18 protein-coding genes are annotated in these 20,613 nt (G+C 70.0%); 9 read left to right on the top strand and 9 right to left on the bottom strand.

What is annotated here, in order from left to right; genetic code table 11:
• The first annotated feature begins 153 nt into the window (after positions 1-153).
• The gene (locus ACYVD1_RS32450; protein ID WP_460778271.1) at positions 154-1,941 is read left to right on the top strand and encodes a PASTA domain-containing protein; all 1,788 of its coding nucleotides are present in this window, start codon (positions 154-156) and stop codon (positions 1,939-1,941) included.
• 55 nt (positions 1,942-1,996) lie between these two features.
• Here the strand turns inward: ACYVD1_RS32450 and ACYVD1_RS32445 are convergent, their stop codons facing one another.
• The gene (locus ACYVD1_RS32445) at positions 1,997-2,848 is read right to left on the bottom strand and encodes an SDR family oxidoreductase (protein WP_460778270.1); all 852 of its coding nucleotides are present in this window, start codon (positions 2,846-2,848) and stop codon (positions 1,997-1,999) included.
• A 270-nt stretch (positions 2,849-3,118) separates the two neighbouring features.
• Between ACYVD1_RS32445 and ACYVD1_RS32440 the strand changes: the two genes are divergently transcribed.
• The 7 genes from ACYVD1_RS32440 to ACYVD1_RS32410 all read left to right on the top strand — a co-directional run bounded on the left by ACYVD1_RS32440 (position 3,119) and on the right by ACYVD1_RS32410 (position 10,744).
• Positions 3,119-4,741: a DUF2207 domain-containing protein gene (locus ACYVD1_RS32440; RefSeq protein WP_460778269.1), complete on the top strand. Its 1,623-nt coding sequence runs from the start codon at positions 3,119-3,121 to the stop codon at positions 4,739-4,741.
• 182 nt (positions 4,742-4,923) lie between these two features.
• Positions 4,924-6,096: a substrate-binding domain-containing protein gene (locus ACYVD1_RS32435; protein ID WP_460778268.1), complete on the top strand. Its 1,173-nt coding sequence runs from the start codon at positions 4,924-4,926 to the stop codon at positions 6,094-6,096.
• Positions 6,097-6,098: 2 nt separating this feature from the next.
• Complete coding sequence (locus ACYVD1_RS32430; RefSeq protein ID WP_460778267.1) at positions 6,099-6,920, top strand: ABC transporter ATP-binding protein; 822 nt, start codon at positions 6,099-6,101, stop codon at positions 6,918-6,920.
• Entirely contained in the window at positions 6,917-7,756 is an 840-nt protein-coding gene (locus ACYVD1_RS32425) for an ABC transporter ATP-binding protein (protein ID WP_460778266.1), read from the top strand. The genes ACYVD1_RS32430 and ACYVD1_RS32425 overlap by 4 nt, the downstream gene beginning before the upstream one ends.
• On the top strand, positions 7,753-8,652 hold the full coding sequence (locus ACYVD1_RS32420) for a branched-chain amino acid ABC transporter permease (protein WP_460778265.1): 900 nt from the start codon (positions 7,753-7,755) through the stop codon (positions 8,650-8,652). The genes ACYVD1_RS32425 and ACYVD1_RS32420 overlap by 4 nt, the downstream gene beginning before the upstream one ends.
• Positions 8,652-9,845 (top strand): branched-chain amino acid ABC transporter permease, encoded by a 1,194-nt coding sequence (locus tag ACYVD1_RS32415; RefSeq protein ID WP_460778264.1) that lies wholly within the window; start codon positions 8,652-8,654, stop codon positions 9,843-9,845. The genes ACYVD1_RS32420 and ACYVD1_RS32415 overlap by 1 nt, the downstream gene beginning before the upstream one ends.
• Positions 9,842-10,744, top strand: coding sequence for an alpha/beta fold hydrolase (locus ACYVD1_RS32410; protein ID WP_460778263.1), 903 nt, complete (start codon positions 9,842-9,844; stop codon positions 10,742-10,744). The genes ACYVD1_RS32415 and ACYVD1_RS32410 overlap by 4 nt, the downstream gene beginning before the upstream one ends.
• Here the strand turns inward: ACYVD1_RS32410 and ACYVD1_RS32405 are convergent.
• Positions 10,670-12,667 (bottom strand): helix-turn-helix domain-containing protein, encoded by a 1,998-nt coding sequence (locus tag ACYVD1_RS32405; protein ID WP_460778262.1) that lies wholly within the window; start codon positions 12,665-12,667, stop codon positions 10,670-10,672. The two genes, ACYVD1_RS32410 and ACYVD1_RS32405, sit on opposite strands and share 75 nt — an antisense overlap.
• A complete protein-coding gene (locus ACYVD1_RS32400) occupies positions 12,652-13,482 on the bottom strand; it encodes a 3-hydroxybutyrate dehydrogenase (protein WP_460778261.1) in 831 nt (276 codons plus the stop codon). Before ACYVD1_RS32400 ends, ACYVD1_RS32405 begins: the two co-directional genes overlap by 16 nt.
• Positions 13,483-13,714: 232 nt before the next feature.
• Between ACYVD1_RS32400 and ACYVD1_RS32395 the strand changes: the two genes are divergently transcribed.
• Positions 13,715-14,704 carry an extracellular catalytic domain type 1 short-chain-length polyhydroxyalkanoate depolymerase gene (locus ACYVD1_RS32395; protein WP_460778260.1) on the top strand — a complete coding sequence of 330 codons (990 nt, stop codon included), beginning with the start codon at positions 13,715-13,717 and terminating at the stop codon, positions 14,702-14,704.
• Positions 14,705-14,759: 55 nt separating this feature from the next.
• Here the strand turns inward: ACYVD1_RS32395 and ACYVD1_RS32390 are convergent, their stop codons facing one another.
• From ACYVD1_RS32390 to ACYVD1_RS32365, 6 genes are all read right to left on the bottom strand, one after another.
• A complete protein-coding gene (locus tag ACYVD1_RS32390) occupies positions 14,760-14,993 on the bottom strand; it encodes a hypothetical protein (protein ID WP_460778259.1) in 234 nt (77 codons plus the stop codon).
• 109 nt (positions 14,994-15,102) lie between these two features.
• Positions 15,103-15,588 carry a MarR family winged helix-turn-helix transcriptional regulator gene (locus ACYVD1_RS32385; RefSeq protein ID WP_460778258.1) on the bottom strand — a complete coding sequence of 162 codons (486 nt, stop codon included), beginning with the start codon at positions 15,586-15,588 and terminating at the stop codon, positions 15,103-15,105.
• A 180-nt stretch (positions 15,589-15,768) separates the two neighbouring features.
• Complete coding sequence (locus ACYVD1_RS32380; protein WP_460778257.1) at positions 15,769-17,418, bottom strand: AMP-binding protein; 1,650 nt, start codon at positions 17,416-17,418, stop codon at positions 15,769-15,771.
• A 227-nt stretch (positions 17,419-17,645) separates the two neighbouring features.
• Positions 17,646-18,317 (bottom strand): hypothetical protein, encoded by a 672-nt coding sequence (locus tag ACYVD1_RS32375; protein ID WP_460778256.1) that lies wholly within the window; start codon positions 18,315-18,317, stop codon positions 17,646-17,648.
• A gap of 192 nt (positions 18,318-18,509) precedes the next feature.
• Positions 18,510-18,989: a DUF6114 domain-containing protein gene (locus ACYVD1_RS32370; protein ID WP_460778255.1), complete on the bottom strand. Its 480-nt coding sequence runs from the start codon at positions 18,987-18,989 to the stop codon at positions 18,510-18,512.
• Positions 18,980-19,642, bottom strand: coding sequence for a DUF6230 family protein (locus ACYVD1_RS32365; RefSeq protein ID WP_460778254.1), 663 nt, complete (start codon positions 19,640-19,642; stop codon positions 18,980-18,982). Before ACYVD1_RS32365 ends, ACYVD1_RS32370 begins: the two co-directional genes overlap by 10 nt.
• Positions 19,643-20,613 lie beyond the last annotated feature (971 nt).

Below are 20,613 nucleotides of genomic sequence, written 5' to 3'. Positions count from 1 at the left end.
GGTGGCGGCCGCGGGGCGGCCGGTCGCGGCGGCGGTGGCGGCCGCGGCGGTCGGCGCTGATCCCGACGGGGAGGGACCGCCAGTGCGGCAACTGTCCGCATCTGGCCTGATAACAGACGCTGTGTAGGGGTTTGGCGCCGTACAATCCGAAACATGGAGTCCCCCAGTCCCGACCCCCACTCCGGTATCACGCTGCACGGGCGAGTGGTCGTCGGCGCGCGTATCGGCGGCGACGGTTCGGTTTCCGTGTACACCGGGCGAGACAACGTCACGGGCCAGCCCGTCACCGTGACTCTGCTCGACCCGCGTATGGCGGCCGACCAAACCACCGCCCACGCCTTCCTCGGGCGTGTCCAAGCCCTGGCGGGGATCTCCGCGCCCAACCTGGTCCGCGTCCTGGGCGACGGACGGGACGGTGACCACGTGTACGTGGTTACCGAGGACACGCCGGGGGAGACCCTCGCCGACGTGCTTGGCGGCGGTGACCAGGGCCTTCGCTACAGCCCGCACATGGCGCTCTCGATCATCGCCGATGTGCTCGCCGCGCTGCGGGAGACCCATGACGAAGGGGTGGTCCACGGTGCCCTGACCCCGGACGACGTGGTCCTGGACGATGACGGCGGGGTGACCGTCACCGGTCTGCAGCTGTTCGACATCGATGAACTGACCCCGCGCACCGACGTGCACGCGGTGGGGACACTCCTGTACACGCTGATGACGGGCATCCTCGACATCGAGGAGGGGGCGTCCCTGCGTCCGTCGGCCGTGGTCCCCGGCCTGCCGCCGGACCTGGACATGCTGGTCGCCAACGCCACCGAACCGAACCCCCGGTACCGTCCGCGGGACGCCGGCCAGTACCTCAACCTGGTGGAACAGGTCCTGAGATCGTTGCCCCAGCCCTCGGACGAACGCCGCGAAACCCAGCCGATCCCCGTGGTCGGTGCGGTGGCCGCAGCCGAACCCCCCTCCCACGGCCCAGACCCGGACGGCGCCGACGGGGGCGGCACCCCGCTGTGGCGGCGGCGTACGCCGATCCTGGTGGTGGCCGGGGTACTGGTGCTGACCCTCTTCGCGGCCGGGTGGGCCCTGGTCTCCGACGAGTCCGAGGAACTCCCCGACCTCGGGGGGTTCTCCCCGCAGACGGCCGAGGCCGAACTGGCCGCCCTCGACCTCGAGCTCACCTACACCTACGAGGACGCCTACAGCGACGAGACCGAACCCGGCGAGATCGCCGGGACCGACCCCGCGGCCGGAACCGAGCTGGAGGGCGGCGAGGAGATCCTGCTGTCGGTCTCGGTCGGAGCCCAGCACGTCGAGATCCCTGACGTGGTGGGCGGTACCGAGAACGAGGCACTCGAAACCCTCCGCGAGGCCGGCTTCACCGACGTCGAGGTGGAGCAGGAGCACTCCGCCGACGAGGAGCCGGGCACGGTGCTGTCCTCAGAACCCGAGGTGGGCGAGGAGGGAGACCGTGAGGAGCCGGTGACCATCCAGGTCAGCGAGGGCGTCATCGTGCCCGACCTCATCGGTATGGGTCAGGCCGAGGCTGCCGAGGCACTGGAGGGCCTGGACCTCTCCTACTCCGTTGCGGAGGCTTCCAGCGACACCGTCGCGGAGGGGGCGGTCAGCGGCCAGGACCCCGAACCCGGTGCCATCGTGCCCGAGGACGGCGCGGTCACGCTCACCGTCTCCACCGGCCCCGAGGAAGAAGAGGAGGAGCCGGAGGACGACGATGACGACGACAGCGAAGAGGGCGACGAGGGCCGGGAGGATCCGGGCGACGACTGCTCCGGGGACGCCTGGAGCCCGCGGAAGGTCTACGACGACGGCGACGTCGTCCACTACGAGGGCCGCGAGTACGAGGCCCGCTGGTGGATCCAGGGCCTTCCCCCGGACGCCGGCGAGGAGTGGGGCGCCTGGTCCGACCGAGGCCCCTGCTGACCGGCGGGCTTGCTCCGTGGTGGCAGCGAGCGCGGAATGATCCGAAAAACGGGGCCTAGCGTGCCCGGCGCTCCGGGACGAAGTCCGCGAGGTGGTCGCGGGCCCATTCCCGGAAGGTCAGCGCCGGTCGTCCGAGTACGCGGGGCACGTCCTCGGAGACGGGTTCGGGGACGTTCGGGCCGCTGGACCAGTGCTCGATGATCTGGTCGGCGAAGTCCTCGCCGACCTGCGCGGCCAGCTCCGCGCGGGCTTCGTCCAACGGCTGTTCCTCCCAGACGGCGGCCTGGCCGGTCTCCTCGCCCAAGACGCGTACCTGGTCGACCTGGCTGATCACCTCGGGTCCGGTGACCACGTAGGTCCGGCCCGCGTGCCCGTCGTCCACCAGCGCCCGAACCGCCACTTCGGCCACGTCCCGCTCATGCACCAGCGAGCGCGTCGCGCCGCCGAACGGCGCACGGACCACACCCCGGTGTACCTGGTCGGCCCAGGCCAGCGCGTTCACGGCCAGTCCCGTCACCCGGAGGAAGGTCCATTCGCGGACCGACCCCCGCACCGCCCGCTCCACGCTGCCCCAGACCCCGCCTTCCTCTTCGGCGGCGCTGGTCGCGGACAGGTAGACCACGCGGTCGACGTGCTCGCCGAGTGCCTGGGTGACGGCGGCTGCTCCCTCCGCTGCGTCATCGGTGCCGGGCCACACGAGGTACACGGCAGCCGCCCCCTGAGCGGCCGCGGCCACGTCCTCCGGCCGGGTGGTGTCACCCGGGATCACGTCCACACCTTCGGGGAGCCCGGCCCGCGCCGGATCCCTGGTGAGTGCTCGGACGGAGCGACCCTCGTCGAGTAGTCGCGCCACCACGTGGCGTCCGGTGTTGCCCGTGGCTCCGGTGACCAGAATCGGCTGTGTCATCGTCTGTCCTCTCTGAAGAGTGCCGAGGTCCGTCCCCGGCGTGGCTCCTTCACGGCGCTTGGGACACAGCCAACTTCCTCAACTAATGTTGAGGTCAACCCCCGAAAAGTGTTCACATCGTCGGCCGCTCACGCAACGACCGCTTGTTGCGCTGAGCACTGACCACATATGGACATGTCGACACTGATCCCGTGTCAGGTCAGTAGGGTTCACTGCGTGTTCCCCCAGAAACCCGCACCTCAGTCCCCCTGCCCGAGTCGTCGCGCATCCGTGGGTGCCGCACTGATCGCCGTCGTGTTCGCCGCGACCGCCTGCTCGGGCGCCCCGGACTCCGACGGGGTCGAACCCGGGCTGATCCCCGAGATGGCCGTCGAGGCCCAGATCCACCCGGACGGCACCATGGACGTCCAGGAGACGGTCACCTACGACTTCGGCCCCGAACCGAGCCCCGGTCTGTTCCGGGCTCTGCCGGTGCTCCTCGACAGCGGTCCGATCCGGGACACGGCCATGTCCGTCACCGATGTGGCGGCGGACAGCCCCACCGGAGCCGACACCACCATCGAACGCGCCGAACGCGTCGAGGACGAGTTCCTGATCCTGATCGGGGACTCCTCCGAGGAAGTGACCGGGGAACACACCTACGCCATCTCCTACACGGTCGACGGAGCGCTGGAGGAGCGGTCCTTCACCACGGACCTCGGCTGGGGCTTCGTGGAAGGCTGGGGCGTACCCATCGAGGAAGTGTCCATCGAGGTCGAAGCACCAGCCATCGACGAGGCCTCGTGCCAGCTGGGAACCAGCGTCGGCGGGTGCGAGGAGGTGGAGCACACCGACAGCACCGTCAGCGTCCAGCACGAGCGGCTGTCCAGGAACATGGCACTGAGCCTGCTCGTGGCGATGCCGAACGACTCGGTCACCGTCAACGAGCCCCAGCCGACCCTGCGCCACGGGTGGGCGCCGTCCGTTCCCTCCCTGGCGATCGCCGCCACGGTCCTGGTCCTGGCCGCCCTGCTCTTCGCCATCCGGATCCGGCGCGACCGCGAACGGCGGAGCAAGTTCGGCGACAAGGTGCCCGAAGGGCTGACCCCGGGGGGCGCCGGTTACCTGTTCGGCAACCGGAGTCTGAAGCCCCTCCTAGTCCTCGCCATGCTCATCGACCTTGAGGAGCGGGGGCTGGTCAAGGCCCGACCCGACAAGGAGAACCCGGACAACTGGCTGTTCTCCCTGCAAGTGGGCAAGCAGAGCCGCAAGCTCAACCTGGCCGAGCGCTCACTTGTCTCCCGGGGTTTCACCAAGCGGGGCAACGCCAGGCTCACCGGTCTGCGATCCCGGCTCACCCCCCGTCGCCAGGCCAGGATCTCCCTGGGGCTCGAATACGAGCTCCGCCGGTTCGGCCTCACCAACCCCTGGTTGGGCCCGCGCAGGCTGCTGCTCCTCCTCCCGTTCCTCTGTGTCCCCCTGGTGGGGGTCGCTGTCGACTCCTCCATCCTGCCGTTCTCCGGGTTCTACCTCGTTCTCGTGGCGGCCGCCGTGTACGGAGCCAGCCACCTGTGGAACTTCGGGGTGAGCATCCGGACCGCCCGCGGCCAGCACCTGTACGACCGGCTCAAGCGGATGCACCGCGACACCGTCCGGGGCGGTCCCCTGTCGGTCGCCGACCAGCCCGCATGGAGCGCCGCACTGGGTGTGCCCAACGAGGTCCTCGGTCTCGCGTCCGGCCTCATGGACTTCAAGGAGGAGCACGCGAACCGGGGCGGCGATGACCGGGGCTACTGGTACGGCCGGGGTGAGTCCAGGCGGGGCGGTGGCCGCAGTGGCGGCGGACGCGGCGGTGGCCGCGGTGGTCGTGGGGGCGGGGGCCGTTCGAGCGGCGGTCGCGGGGGCCGCCGCTAGGGCGGCATCCCGTTGTTCCGTGCGCGCTGTACGGGTAGCCGGTGGAGACACCGGTTCCGGGGCGAATGTATGCCCCGGCTACATGTGAAACGGATCACTCCAGATTTACCTTCGGGTTGGCACCCCATCCCCCAGCACGGGCGGTTGCGTCGCACTAGAGGCGGGTGCCGACTGGAGGAAGAATGCACAAGACCCCCCTGGCCGCGGGAACGCTCGCGGCCGTGCTCGCCCTGACCGCATGCGGAAGCCCGGAGGAAGCCGCCGAAGGGGACGGCGAAACCGTCAAGGTCGGCATCGTCTACTCCGCGAGCGGACCGCTGGCCACGTACGGAGAGCAGTACCGGCAGGGTTTCGAGGCCGGACTCGACCACGCCACCGGCGGGTCCATGGAGGTCGGCGGGCGCCCCGTCGACGTCAGCTACATGGACGACGCGGGAGAGCCCACGAACGCGGTCTCCGCCACCCGCGAACTCGTCGGTGAGGGCCACGACATCATCGCGGGGTCCACCGCCTCCGGGATCGCCGTCCAGGTCGCCCCGCTCGCGGAGCAGAACGACATCCTCTTCATCTCCGGGGCCGCCGCCACCGACGCCGTCACCGGCATCAACGACCACACCTTCCGGTCCGGCCGCCAGACCTACCAGGACATCCTCACCGCGAGTACGTTCATGGACGACCCCGACGGCTCCGACGTGGTCGTCTTCGCCCAGCAGAACGCCTTCGGCCAGGACAACGTCGACGCTGTCACATCGGTCCTGGGAGACGCGGGTGCCAACGTGGACGAGGTCCTCGCCCCGCCGGAGACCACCGACCTCACCCCCTTCGCCGAACAGGTCAACCAGGCCGACCCCGACCTCGTCTTCGTGGCCTGGGCCGGTGAGACCGCCTCCGCCATGTGGCAGGCCCTGGACCAGCAGGGCACCCTCGACTCCACCGAGGTCGTCACCGGGCTGGACATCAAGCCCTCGTACTCCGTCTTCGGTGCCGCGGGCGACCGCATCTCCTTCCTCTCCCACTACTTCGACGGGGCCGCCGACACCGAGACGGCCGAGATCATGCGGGAGACGGTCGAGACCGACGGGGGAGAGGTCGACCTCTTCACCCCCGACGGTTTCACCGCGGCCCAGATGGTCGTGCACGCGGCCAGCGAGGGGGACGAGACCCAGGACCGGATCGACGCGCTCTCCGGCTGGACCTTCGACGGCGTCAAGGGCGAACTGCACGTCCGGCCGGAGGACCACGCCCTCATCCAGCCCATGTACCAGGTCGAGCTGGTCGGTGAGGGCGACGACGCCCATCCGGAACTCGTCGCGGAGATCCCGGCAGCGGACGTCGAGCCCTCGGTCGCGGAGTAGCCATGGACACCGAAACCACCGCGTCGGCGGGCCCTGCCCCGGAATCCCCTGCCTCCGAATCCCCGGCCTCGGGGCCGCCCCAGGCGGTCCTCGCCCTCGAACACCTCAGCTGGTCGGTGGGCGGCGCCGTCATCGTCGACGACATCGACATGGCCGTCGCGGAGGGGGAGTTCGTCGCGCTCATCGGCCCCAACGGCGCGGGCAAGACATCCCTCTTCAACCTGGTCTCCGGCCTCACCAAACCCACCGCCGGGACCGTCTCCCTCGGCGGGACCGACGTCACCCGCTACCCGCCCTACCGCCGGGCCCAACTGGGCATGGGCCGGACCTTCCAGACCTCCAGCGTCTTCGGTGACCTCACCGTGGGCGCCAATGTCGGGCTGGCCGTCCAGGCCCGCACGGGGGAGTCCCGCCGCTTCTGGCGGCTGGCCACCCCCGGAGGCGGCGCCGAAGCGACCCGTGTCATGGAGCTGGTCCGCCTCTCCCACCGGGTGGACGCCCTCGCGGGGGACCTCTCCCACGGCGACAAGCGCAAGCTCGAACTCGCCCTCCTCCTCGCCCGCGGTCCCCGGCTCATCCTCTTGGACGAACCCATGGCCGGGGTCAGCGCCGGGGAGATCGGCGAACTCACCACAGTCATCCAGGACGTGCACCGCGAACAGGGTTGCACGGTCCTCATGGTCGAACACCACATGGAGGTGCTCCTCGACATGGCCGACCGCCTGGCCGTGATGCACCACGGCGCACTCCTGGCCTTCACCGACCCGGACTCGGCGATGGCCGATCCCCAGGTCCAGGCCGCCTACCTCGGGGACGGCGCGTGAGCGCCGGGAAGCCGCTCCTGTCAGCGGCCGACCTCAACGTGTGGATCGAGGGCTCGCACATCCTCCAAGGGGTGTCCTTCGCGATGCCCGACCGGGGCGTGACCGCGGTGATGGGCCGCAACGGGGTCGGCAAGACCACCACCGTCAAGGCGCTGCTCGGCCTCGTACCGCGCAGCGGGCTGGTCGAGTTCGACGGAGTGGACATCACCGCGCATCCCACGCACGCCATCGTCACCAAGGGCATCGGTTACGTCCCCGAGGAGCGCGGCGTCTTCGCCGCTCTCACCGTCGCCGAGAACCTGAAGATCGCCGAACGCCGTCCCGGCAGGCCCCGCTACGACCTCGTGCACGACCTTTTCCCCGAACTGCAGTCCCGGGCCAACCAGACCGCGGGGACGCTCTCCGGGGGCCAACAGCAGATGCTCGCCATCGGCCGGGCCCTGCTCAACGACAACCGGCTCCTGATCGTGGACGAGCCCACCAAGGGCCTGGCCCCCCGGATCGTCCGCGAAGTCGCCGACGCGGTCGCCACCGCCGCCGAACGCGTACCGGTCCTGCTCGTGGAGCAGAACCTGGCACTCGTGCGCCGTGTGGCCGACCAAGCCGTGGTGGTCGACGCGGGCCGCGTCACCCACACCGGTCCGGCCGGTGCGTTCCTCGACGACGGCGACCGCGTCCGCGAACTCCTCGGTGTGGCCAGGACGGTTGCGGAGGAAACCGACACCGAACCAGCGGCCGGCTCGACGGTCGACGGCACGGCCAACCCCACGACGGGCGCCGCGGTCAGCCCCGCGACCGGAGCCGAAGCCGACGACAGGCAGGTGGACACCTCGTGAGTACCGTCGTTCTCCTCATCATCACCGGGCTCGGGCTGGGCGCCCTGTACTTCCTCATCGCCTCGGGCCTGTCCCTGATCTTCGGCCTGATGGACGTCCTCAACTTCGCGCACGGCGCCTTCCTGGCGATCGGCGCGTACGGCACCTGGTGGGCCGCGAACCACCTCCCGGGCGCGGGACCGGACGGGACCGGGTTCCTCCTCGCGGTGGTGTTCGGTGTCGCCGCCGGGACCCTCGCCGCCGTCCTGGTCGAGCTGTGCGTGATCCGCCCGCTGTACGGCAAGCACCGCGAGCAGATCCTCGCCACGGTCGGCCTGAGCCTGGCCGTCCCCGCGCTCATCCAGGCGATCTGGGGCGCGGACCCGCTCACCTTCCCCCGACCGGAGATGGTCTCGGGCACCCTCTCGTTCTTCGGGGTCAACGTCCCCACGGACCGGTACCTGCTCATCCTGGCCGCGGTCGCCGTGTTCGTCGCACTGTGGCTCTTCAACTCCCGCACCCGCTACGGGCTCATCGTCCGCGCCGGCGTGCAGGACCGCGCGATGGTCACCGCCCTCGGTATCGACGTGCGCAAGTCGTTCACCCTCGTGTTCGCGATCGGCGGGGCGGCCGCCGCCCTGGCCGGAGCCCTGGGCGGCCTCTACTTCGGAGTGGTCACGCCCACCCAGGGGATGTCGCTGCTCATCTTCGCGTTCATCGTGGTCGTGATCGGCGGGACGACATCGCTCACCGGATGCGCGATCGCGTCGGTGACGGTCGGCCTCATCCAGCAGTTCGCCAACTACTACACGGTCGCCGGACTGGGCGACATCGCCGTGGTCGCCGTCCTGGCCGTGGTCCTGCTCACCAAACAGGGCGGTCTGACCGCGAAGAAGTCCGCGGAGAGGGTGGCATGATGACCGACACAGACGTGGCCCCCAGCAAGGCCGCCGAGCCCGCCGGGCCGAATCCCCCGGTACGGCGGAACGTGCGCGAACGCCGCCCGCTCCCCTGGTGGGCCGTGCCGGCCGCCGTCCTCGCGGTGCTGCTGTCCCTGCCCTTCTCCACCCTCGACGTCCCCGGGGTGTTCGAGGGCGCCCTGAACAGCCCCTCCACCCTGCACCTGCTCGCGCTGTGCCTGGTGTTCGGCGGTCTGGCCACCAGCTACGACCTCCTCTACGGGCGGGTCGGCCTGCTGTCCTTCGGGCACGCCCTCTACTTCGCCTGCGGCGCCTACGCGGCTGCCCTCATGATGTCCGTGCTGGCGCTGCCCCTGCTGTGGTCGGCGGTCATCGCCGTGGTCACCGGGACCCTGCTCGCCCTGCTGCTCGGGGCCGTATCCCTGCGGGTCAACGGGATCGCGCTGGCCATGGTCACGCTCGCCTTCGCCGAGGCCGGTTCCATCCTCATCTCCCGTGACCCCGGCCGCTGGACCGGCGGCGAGGAGGGCCGATCGCTCAACACCGAGGCCGTCCCGGACGCCTTCGTCGGTGTGGTCAACACCGTCAACCTCTACTGGGTCGCGGTCGCCTACCTCGTGGTCGTCCTCGCCGTGGTGTGGTGGCTGGCCGCTTCGCCGGTGGGCCGGGTCTGGCAGGGCATCCGTGCGAACGAGCAGCGCGTCGCCGTGCTGGGCATCAACCCCTACCCCTACAAGCTGGCGGCCTTCACCGTCGGCGGCGGGCTGGCCTCCCTCGGCGGGGTCGCCTACCTCTTGGTGAACGGCGGGGTCACCCCCGTCATCACCACGGCCGAGTTCACCCTCACCCTCCTGGTGATGGTGGCGCTGGGCGGCGCGGGCACCCGGTGGGGGCCGTTCCTCGGGGCGGCCCTGTACACCTACGCCGAGCACCGCCTCCTCCAGGTGGACGGGGCCTTCGACGCCCTCCCCGCCTGGATCGCGGCCCCGCTGTCCCAACCCCTCTTCATCCTGGGCACGCTCTTCGTACTGATGGTGTTCTTCTTCCCCGGCGGCCTCGTGGCGCTGCCCGGGCGGATCAGGGCCGTGCTGCGGGAAAGGACGGCCCGGAGAAATAGACCCTCCCGCCAAGGCGGACCCGGTCCTGAGGGAGGACCGGCCCCTGCGGAAAGGAAGGACGACGCGGCATGACGGAACCCTCCCGAGCCGGCGGGGACGACCACCGCGTCCCCGTCGCCGGGGGCGACCTGGCGGTGGCGGCCTGGGGCTCCAGCCCCGGCCTCCCGGTCCTGGCCGTCCACGGCATCACCGCCAACGGGCTCTCCTTCGCCCGGGCGGCGCAGGAGCTCTCCGCACGCGGCGGCCCTCCCCTCATCGCCCCTGACCTGCGCGGCCGGGGGAGGAGCGCCGACCTGCCCGGCCCGTACGGGCTGGCCGCCCACGTCGACGACCTCGTCGCCGTACTCGACAGCCGCGGAGTACGGCGGACGGTCGTGATCGGACACTCGATGGGCGCTTTCGCCGCCAACCTCCTCGCCGTACGCCACCCCGACCGTGTGGCCGGGCTCCTCCTGGTGGACGGCGGCCACGGGCTCCCCGTCCCCCCGGACACCGACATCGACGCGGTCCTCGGCCCGGCCATGGCCCGGTTGCGGATGACCTTCGCCGGCCCTGACGCCTACCGCGCCTTCTGGCGGGACCACCCCGCCTTCAGGGGCCGGTGGAACACCTGGGTGGACGACTACGTACTGCGGGACCTGGTCGGCGCCGAGCCGCGGATGCGTTCGGCCTGCCACGAGGCGGCGGTTCGGGTCGACGGCGCACAGGTGCTCGCCGACGAGGAGGTCCTGGGCGCGATCCACCGGCTGCCGTGCCCCGCGCGCCTGCTGTGGGCCGCGCGCGGCCTCATGGACGAGAGCCCCGGCCTGTACACGGCCGAACGGCTCGCCGGGCTCCCCGAGAACATCGAGATCCTCGAACTCCCCGAGGACAACCACTACACGCCGCTGTTCTCCTCAACCGCCGCTCTGGTCGCCGAGCAGGTCCACGCCCTTGTCGAGGAGACCGTGCAGGTGGAGGGCGAGCTGTAGTTCCAGCGCGCGGTCGGGGTGCTGCCAGTCCGCCCCGATCAGCTGCCCGATCCGCTCCAGGCGCTGCGCCACGGTGTTCACGTGGATGTGCAGGTCGTCCTTGGCTCGGGACAGGTTTCCCCCGGCCGCGAAGTAGGCGCGCAGCGTCTCCACCAGCAGGGTGCCGCGTTTGGCGTCGTACTCCAGCAGCGGTCCGAGAGCGGCGGAGACGAAGCCGGGCACGTCCCGGTCGTGGCTCAACAGGAGCCCGGAGAACCCCAGGTCCTCGGCGGTGGCCGCGTCACCGTCCCGGCCGAGCGCCCGCAATGTCTGTAGGCACCGGGTCGCCTCGGTGAACGCGCCCCGGAACGTGTCCAGGCCCTCGGTGGGCCCGGCCAGCCCGGCCGTCACCGGTCCGTTGGCGGCGGTGGACAGCTCAGCCGTCACCCTGCGGCCCACGTCGGACGGGGCCGAACCGGGCAGCGCCAGCACCAGCCGCCCGCCCCGGTTCGCGGCCAGGCCGCCGGTGGTCCCGGCCACGAAGGTCGCCGCTGACCGCAACCGCTGCGGGTCTCCCCCGGGTGCCTCGGCCACCACCAGCACGTGCGGGGCGTCCAGGTCGGCGTGCAGCAGCGCGGCCCGCTGCCGCAGGGACACCGGGTCGCGCGCGGGCACCTCCAACAGCTCGTTGAGCAGGTCGCCGCGGATCCGGTGCTCAGTCTCGCTCACCGAACGGCGGATGAGCAGTCGCAGGGCGGTCACCATCGCCGCTCGCTCGAGTACCCGCTGATCGGTACTGTCCAGCTCCACCCCGCGCAGCACGAGCGTTCCCAGCGGCTCGGTGCCCGCCGCGGCCACGGCCACCCAAGCACCGCCCACCGCGACGGCCCGTCCGCTGGCCAGCGAGGAGCGCACCGCCCCGGAGAGTCCGGGGTCGCCCGCGTCCAGCGGGTCACCACCCGGTGAGGACTCCCCCAGGTCACCCTCGGGCGAGGCGGTCACGGACACGTCCGAGGTGCGGTCGTGGATGCACACCGAACCGCCCAGCACCTCCGCGATCGCGCCCGCCACCTCGTGCACGCCGCCTCCGCCCAGCACCAGGTCGGTGAATCGGTCGTGCGCGTCCGCGGACCGTTCCACCGATGCGGTGTGCCGCTGCAGGCGTTCGTTGACGGTGTGCAGCTCGTCCAGGGCCCGCCGGGTGTCGTCGATGAGGTTCGCGTTGTCGATCGCGATCGCCGCGTGCGTGGCCAGCGACGACAGCAGCGCCACCTCCGAGTGGGAGAAGGGGCGCTCTCGGCGGTTCGCGGCGAACAGCACCCCCACACCGCGCCCGTTCATCTTCAGCGGCACGCCGAGGATCGCGACCAGGCCCTCCTCCCGGACGGCGTGGTCGATGTTGTCCGCGTGCTCGAACCTCGGGTCCGTGAAGTAGTTGGCGGTCACGTACGGCAGTGACGTGCTCGCCACCAGGCCGCCCAGACCCTTGCCCGGTGCCAGCCGCAGGCGTTGGAACGTCGCGGAGACGGACCCCGAGGTCACTCGCATGTAGGTGTCTCCCGCCTCACCGTCGCTCAGCGTCAGGTAGGCGACGTCGGTTCCCAGCAGGTGTCGCGCCCGTTCCACGATCGCTTCGAGCACCTGGTCCAGGCTGCGCATCCCCGCCAGGTCGTTGGCGGTCTCGAACAGTGCGCTCAGCTCGGACTCGCGCCGCTGGCGGTCCTGCAACACCGAACGCACCCGCAGCGCGGCCAGCTTGGCGCTTTCCAGCGAGGCGACCGTCTCCGCGTCGGAACCGTCCGCACGCGCGCGCAGCACCGGCCGCTCGTACTCGACGGCCGGTGCGTCGCGCAGCAGCAGTTCCAAGAAGAACGCCTGTGGTCCGGCGCTCGCGGCGCCGTCTCCGCCGTGGGGATCCGGGGTGCTGTTCAGCTCGAACTCCAAGCTCCGTCGATGGGCAGCGATGCGCCGTTGACGAACGACGCGTCGTCACGGCACAGGTAGGCGACCATCTCGGCCACCTCGGAGGGTTCGATCAGCCGTTTCACCGGGCTGCGGGCCAACAGCACCTCCGACACCACCCGCTCCTCGGGGATGCCGTGCGCCTCGGCCTGGTCCGCGATCTGTTTCTCCACGAGGGCGGTCCGCACGTAGCCCGGGTTCACACAGTTGGACGTGACTCCGTGTGCGGCACCCTCCAGGGCGACCACCTTTGAGAAGCCCTCCAGTCCGTGCTTGGCCGTCACGTACGCCGACTTGTAGGCGGAGGCACGCAGCCCGTGCACGGAGGAGATGTTGACGATCCGGCCCCAGCCGTGCTCGTACATGTGGGGCAGGGCCCCGCGCACCACGCGGAACGGTGACTCGACCATGAGTCGAAGGATGAGGGAGAAGCGCTCCGGAGGGAAGTCCTCGACGGCGGCCACCGTCTGCACCCCGGCGTTGTTGACCACGATGTCCGCGCCCCGGGCCGCCTCTTCGGCCGCGTCCAGGTCGGTCAGGTCCAGCTCGACCGCCTCGCCGATGCCCCGGTCGGCGAGTTCGGTGAGTGTCCCGCGGTCGATGTCGGCCAGGCGTACGGTGGCGCCGGCCGCGGACAGGCGTAGGGCGCACGCGCGGCCGATGCCTCCGGCGGCGCCGGTCACCAGTGCGGTCCGTCCACTCAGATCGACGTGGGCGGCGTGGGGTGCGGGGTCGGCGCCGGGGCTGGTGCGGGGGGCCTGCCGATCCGCGTCCGACAGGAACTCATGCGTCGTCATGGCAGCAACCTAGGCCGGGTCCGGCGACCGCGGGATAGGGCGCGTGGACACACAACCAGGACAGTGCATGTGGTGATCGCCCATGAGCGGAGGTGCGGCTGTGGAGTTCCCACGGGCCAAGGGTATGTGATCGGGGTCTCATGCACATAGTGCGCAGATCACCCTGAACCTAGGCTTCCGGTACCGGTTCGGCCGAACCCCCGCTCACCGCTCGACCCCCCGGAGCCGCACCATGCACTCCCCCGCACCGAACCACGTCACACAAGCACGATCATCCCTGCTCGCCCTGGCCTCCGTACTCCTCATGGCCGCCACGGTCCTGGCGGCCGCACCGGAGCGGGCCTCAGCCGCCGAGCTCGCCCCGGTGCCCTCGTTCGGCGACGACCCCGGCAACCTCGCCATGTACGAGTACGTTCCCGACGGCCTCCCCGACGGAGCACCGCTGGTCGTGCTCCTCCACGGCTGCGGCCAGGACGCCGCCGACTACCACCAGCACTCCGGATGGGCCGAGCAGGCGGAGGGGGTGGGGCTCGGCCTCGTCTACGCGGAGCAGAACAGCGCCAACAACGCCAGCCAGTGCTTCAACTGGTTCGAGTCGGCCGACGTCGCCCGGGGATCGGGTGAGGCCCAGTCGGTGGCGTCGATGGTGGAGCACGCCGTCACCGAACACGGGCTGGACGCCGACAGCGTGTACGTCTCGGGCCTGTCCGCCGGCGGTGCCATGGCCGGGGAACTCCTCGCCGCCTATCCCGACCTCTTCGCCGGGGGCAGCGTCGTCGCGGGCATCCCGGTGGGCTGCGCCGACGGCATGGTCGACGCCTTCACCTGTATGAACCCCGGCAAGGACCGGACGCCTGAGCAGTGGGGCGACGAGGTCCGGGACAAGCTCCCCGACGGTGCCGAACTGCCGCGGGTGGCGGTCTGGCACGGAACCGCCGACTTCACCGTCGCCCCCGCGAACGGTGACGCCGGCGTGAGCCAGTGGGTCGACGTCTGGGGTCTGCCCACCACACCGGACAGCACGGAGGAGCTACCCGGGCCCACCACGGCCGAGTACTACGGGGGCAGCGGCCAGGACGCCGAGGTCGCCCACTTCTCGGTCGAGGGCATGGGGCACGGGACCCCCGTCGACCCGGCCTCCGGCTGCGGGACCGCGGGCGCCTATTTCCTCGACACGGTCTGCTCCACCGGCCACACCGCCGAGTTCTGGGGGATCAGCTGAGGTCGGTACCCCCGCCCGTGCCCCCAGCCCATGCCACCGGGGAGCCCTTCGGTCCCTAGAAGCACTCCTTGTCCCGTGCCAGGTCACCGAAGTGGGCGACCGTGGCCCCCAAGGCGAAGTGCGCGGCCTGGTGCTCGGTCATGGGGACGATCCCGGTGGGGAACTGCACCCTGAACGGGAAATCGTCCTCCGGGCGGATCCGAAAGTCGTCGATCACCCCCTGCGACAAGAGCAGGGTCAGGGCCTCGCGAACGTGGCCGGTGCGATGGTCTGACGCCCAGATCGACATGTAACCACGGTAAACCGAAAAGCACCGGAAAAGCCTGTGCGGGCGGGAAAAGCGGCCCGCCCGTACGGTTTCCCCTCCTCCGGCTCCAGGAGACAGGTACGCTCCCGCATCAGTTCTCCTCGTCCACCCGGGCCTCACCCGCGAGGACATGGGCGGTCAGGCGGCGCAGGGCGAGCCTGGTCGATTCGAACTCGTCATCGGGCAGGTCGATGACCCTGCCGATGGCCTCGGGGATACCGCGGGCGCGTGCCCGCAGCGCCGCACCCTCTTCGGTGGGACGGACCCGCACCGAGCGCTCGTCCTGGGGGTCCCGGTCCCGGCGGAGGAGGCCGTTGGCCTCGAGGCGCTTGAGCAGGGGAGTGAGTGTGCCGTAGTCGAGTTGCAGTACCGCGCCGACCTCCTTGACCGAACATCCGCCGCGTTCCCACAAGAGCATCATCACGAGATACTGCGGGTAGGTCAGGCCGAGCGGATCCAGCAGCGGACGGTAGAGGTTCGTGACAGCACGCGAGGCCGCGTACAGCGCGAAGCACATCTGCTCGTCGACTGGCGGGAGCTCGAAGTCGTCTGCGGGGGCAGGGGCGGGGTCGTGCATCGCACAACATCGTAGTAACCGCATACCCGATGTCAAAGCCCACAATTACCTTGTGTACGAGTGAAATAGGGGAATCTCGACCAATGGTCTCGAAACCCGAACCCCGGGTGTGAACTCCGGATACGCGCAACGGCGCCGCCGCGGACCGCGCCGACGCCGCTACTCCCCCGCCCAGCTCCGCTAATCCTGTTGCTGCTTCGAGGCGCTGTCCGGCAGCCGCCGCTTGACCACCTTCCCGGTGGCATTGCGGGGGAGCTCCTCCAGCACCACCACGTCCCGCGGCACCGAGAACCGGCCCAGCATCTCGCGCACGTGCATGCGCACTTCGTTCGGGTCGACGCGGGAACCCTCGTAAGGCACCACGTAGGCCGCGAACCGCTGCCCGAACTCCTCGTCCGGAACCCCCGTCACCACGACCTCCCGCACCGCGGGCATCGTCACGATGGCCTCCTCCACCGGGCGCGGAAAGGCGTTCTCACCGCCCGAAACGATCATGTCGTCGTCCCGCCCCGCCACGTGCAGCAACCCGTGACCGTCCACGTAACCCCGGTCACCGGTCTCCATCAGGTCGCCCGCGACCCGTTTGCTCTTGCCGTTCGTGTAGCCGTCGAACAGCATCTCGTTGCCGACGAAGATGGCACCCTTGCTCCCCTGCGGGACCTCCTCGCCCTTCTCGTCGAGCACCGAGATCCGGGTCCCCAACGGAGGCCGACCCGCGGTCGTCGGGGCCAGCCGCAGATCCTCCGGCGTCGCGATGGTCGCCCACGACACCTCGGTCGACCCGTACAGGTTGTAGATGACGTCCCCGAACGTGTCCATGAAGTCGCTGATCAGCTGGGGGCTCATCGCCGAGCCGCTGCACGCCACGATCCTCAGCGACGAGGTGTCGTACTTCTCCCGCGTCGACTTCGGCAGGTCCATGATCCGCCGCAGCATCACCGGCACCACGAACAGTGCCGTGCAACGCTGCTCCTGGATCGTTCGCAGCACGTCCTCCGGTTCGAAAACGCGACGCATCACCAGTGTCGCCCGCATCGACATGCCCAGCTGGACCCCGGCCAGCCCCCACGTGTGGAAGACCGGCGCCGACACCAGGATCCGGTCCTTCGAACTCAGCGGGATCCGGGACAGGACCGAAGCCGCGTCCTGCGGCCCCTTCGGCGTGGGGCGGCGAGCGCCCTTGGGGGTGCCAGTGGTCCCCGAGGTCAGGACGATCAGCCGACCCGGCTTCTCCGGCGGGGCCGGATCCGTCTCCGTCGACTCCTTAGCCTCGGTCGGGATACGGGGTCCGGGGATGCTGGTCTCGCCCCACGACGTGATCCGCGGAATGTCCGGGGGGAGTTCCTTGTACAGCTCCTCGAACTCGGAGTCCGCGATCAGCAGCGACACCTCGTTCCTGCGCACCACGTCCGCGAGCGGGCCGACGGCCAGGCCGGTGTTCAACAGGACAGCGTCGGCTCCCAGGCGGCCGCAGGCCACGGCGGACTGCACCAGCCCGCTGTGGTTGCGGCACAGGATGCCCACCCGGGCACCCTCCCGCACACCCATGCGGTGGAGTTCGCGGGCGAGCCGACGGCCGCGCAGGTTCATCTCTCCGAAGGTCGTGGCCCCGGCGTCGTCGATCACCGAGACCCGGTGCGGAACGCGCTCACCGGCAGCGGCGTAGCCGCCCGCGATGGTCGCACCCCATGTCTTGAGCGCACGCAGTTGGCGGGCGATCTTGTCAGGACGGCCGGGTGACAGGACACCGGCCTTCACGAGTACTCTCACGACCTTGAGCGTGTGTCGCAGTTTCGACGGTGCGGGCGGGCTGCTGACTTGGGACGCCATGGAGTCTCCGATGGGGGCAGGGACGGGCGAAGCGGTCCGCGCCTTCCGGAGAGCCTTCGCCTCATGACTCGCCGGAGTACTGCGACCGTAGGCGACAGGGCCCGGGAGTTTCTCCGTCATCGGGTGAGTGACTACCCGCGCGTAGTTGTCACCCGGGGACGCAACAAGGGGGCGGGCCGGACCGGCTCGACACGTGCGCGGCCCGGCCCCGGATTCAGGTCACTTCCCTAGTCGCTCACCGTGATCGGGGCGTCCGGGTCGTCGGCGTTGGTCACCTCGTAGGTGGCGGTGAAGCCCGCCTCGTCGGTGTCGGGGCAGCCGACACCGCCCTCCACGTCGACCGGCGCCGTGGTGTCGAAGTCGAGCGTCGATGCCGGGTCCCCGTTGGTCCAGGTCCCGTCGATCTCCTCGTCGGTGTCGGGGCTGACCGTCGCGGTGCAGCTTGCCAGTCCGGACGTCTCCACCACGATGCCCGCGGCGGGGACGACCATGGTGCCGACGGAAGGGGATCCGCCCTGCATCGTCATGTCCCACACGTCGTCGCTGACGGTGACGGTTGCGTCGACCAGGGCGACATCGGTCGTGCAGTCCGCGAAGTTCGGGGCGTTGATGGGCCCGCCGACCGGGCCGTCCGGGTTGTGGTTGTCAGGCTCGTCGGGAACCAGGTTGTTGCCGTCGCCGGGGGACGTCACCGAGGTCGAGCAGGTGATCGTGACGTCCCCGGCGGTGAAGACGGCGTCGCCGGAGAGCACGGCCTCGAAAGCGGCACCCGCGGGCTCGACGGTGGTTGGCCCCTCCTGGCCGGCGAGCGCGGGGCCGCCCCAAGCCAGGACGAGGGCCCCGGCTGCGGCGACGGCGAGGCAGGAGCGGTTGCGGGATCTCGGTTGCGGAACCGACATGAGTACTCCTTGTGTGTGATGGCCGGACGGCATGCGAGAAGGCACGTCCGGCACGACTGGGTTCGTGTTCGCGCCGACGTAGGTAGACGTGACTTGCCTGGGGACAACCGGGAGCGCACGGGACGGAGCAGTGGAAACCGTGCGCCCCCGGCCGATCAGCGGCTCGGCCGGGAGGTCACACGTGTGCGGGGGTCAGGCCTCGGGCCGAGCGGTGGGCGGTAGCGGGGCGTCGTCGTCAGGTACCGGTCCGTCCTCGAGCTCCTGCGGCTGCGCCCGCCGGCGTCGGCCGCGGCGTTTGCGGGGCGGGCGCGCGACGGGTCGCCATGCGAAGGCGAGGCCGCCCCCGGCCAGGGCCAGGAGTGTCCCGATGACGAGTCCGCCGAGGTTGGAGAGGATCAGTGCGCCCAGCGCGATGAAGCCGGCGAAGCTACCGGTGATCACGTGCTGGCTCGGGGTGAACCAGGTGACGAGGCCGAGGACGATCAGCATGCCGCTGAACAACAGGGTGGAGACGGCTCCGACACCGAGGTAGATCATCAACTCGACCGGTATCTGAGTAATCAGGACCATTTCGATACCGGCGAGGATCATCAGCAGGCCGCCCAGGAAGGGACGGCGCTTGCGCCACCGGGTCCAGCCGTTCCACACCCTGCGGGTTCGCCTTAGAAGCACTCGTCTTCTCCGAGGGCGACACCAAGGCTCAGATTATGGAGGTTGAACGTACCCGCGGATGCGGCACGGGCGGTCTGCTCCAGGTCTTCGACGTAAATGGTGTCGGACTGCATGCCGAACAGGTCGGTGTGGCCGCGGCCCTCGCCGAAGCCGTCAGGACCCTTGTCCAGGGTCGAGGCGTCCCGACCGATCTCCATATTGGTGAACTCGGCGTTGCCGTCCATCTGCTCCATGTCGATGACCAGGTCAGAAGCCTGGACAGGGGTACCTGCGTCTCCGGCGGTCAACATGAGTGAGACCGGACCGACCAGCGGGAACTCGGTGGTCAGCACCGACTGGCAGAGGCTGACGATCTCGGCCTCGTTGATGCCGGCTGTCGCGACCGGGACCGGTTCGTCGCGGACGGTCGCGTTGATCCAGCCGAACTGGGCGAAGCCCTCACCGGTCATCTCGTCGGCCGAGATCTTGAACTGCTGACCGGAGATACTGAACGACGCCGCGAGCGCACCGCTCGCCATCGCTACGAGAATGCCGCCGATGGCCGCTCCAGCGGGGATGGAGAAGAGGGCCAGGCGCTTCCAGCTGGTATGGCTCTCCGGAGTGTCCGAGGCGTCAGCGGAGGTGTCGGGCGCGTCGGGGGATGTGGTGACCATGCATGTCCTTCCATGGGTGCATGACCGCGCTGCGCCTGCCGTCCCCCCGAACATCCGGCACGCGGCCTGGACTGATTCCGTCCCGTGTGCGGGACGGACCAGAATCCGTTCCAGTAACGCTGAACATCATGTATCTGATGGCATGGAATTTCAAGACTTCCTGCGGAACTTTCCGTCCTTTATCTGCTATGCGTCGAAATGATCTTGTGTGCTGGCGTAAGCCCTCTGACGTGGGACAACAGAAGAGAGATGCCTGTTGTTCGGGGTGACGACGAGCGGCGCCGCTATTCGTTGTCAACGGATCAGTTTCGAGTCGGTCACGGATGGTTCCGCGGTGCAGTCCGCCGGGGTCCACCTTTGTCATCGCGGTGATGAATTCCGGGCGGTCCTTTCCTCAGTTGAATGAGTGGCGGGGGTGCGTGGGGCGGAGGGGGTCGATGGGCCCCGAAGGCGCAGAGGTCCCAGGGGTGGGTCGGAGGAAGGAAAGGAGACGGTGCACGGGGCGGCGGGTGAGGGCGACAGCGGTAGGCGAGAGAGCGGGAAGGAGGAACACGCGCTCCCGCGCGCGAGGCTGACGGGAGGGGCAGTTGACGGGGTGGGGAACCGGCGCGCCGGTTGCCCTCGCAGGGCGTAGTGGACCCGATAGGCCGCAGATGGCTAGGTGACCGGCGACACAGGCGTTTCGGTTTGCTTGGGGTGTCGGACGGGGGGTAATGTTTCCCAGGTCGCCGCGGGACGGTGAGCAACCCGCAAGGGTCGACTCGGAGCCGGGCCGCGATCACAGACACACTCTCTCCACTCAGCCGAGATGGTTCGGGCACTGCCCGGAGCATGTAAGCTCGGGGAGTTGCTTCAGACGCCGGGCGGAAACGCAGGGCGAAAGAAGCGAAACGGGCTTTACCCCGATCTTGGGTTTAGTGGAAACACTGCCGAAACCGCCGATTTGGCGGGGTGCGGAACACCTGATAAAG

The sequence above is a fragment of the Nocardiopsis nanhaiensis genome, from assembly GCF_054778635.1.
Note: the sequence above shows the minus strand (reverse complement) of the source record. Positions and strands in the feature narration are given on the sequence as shown.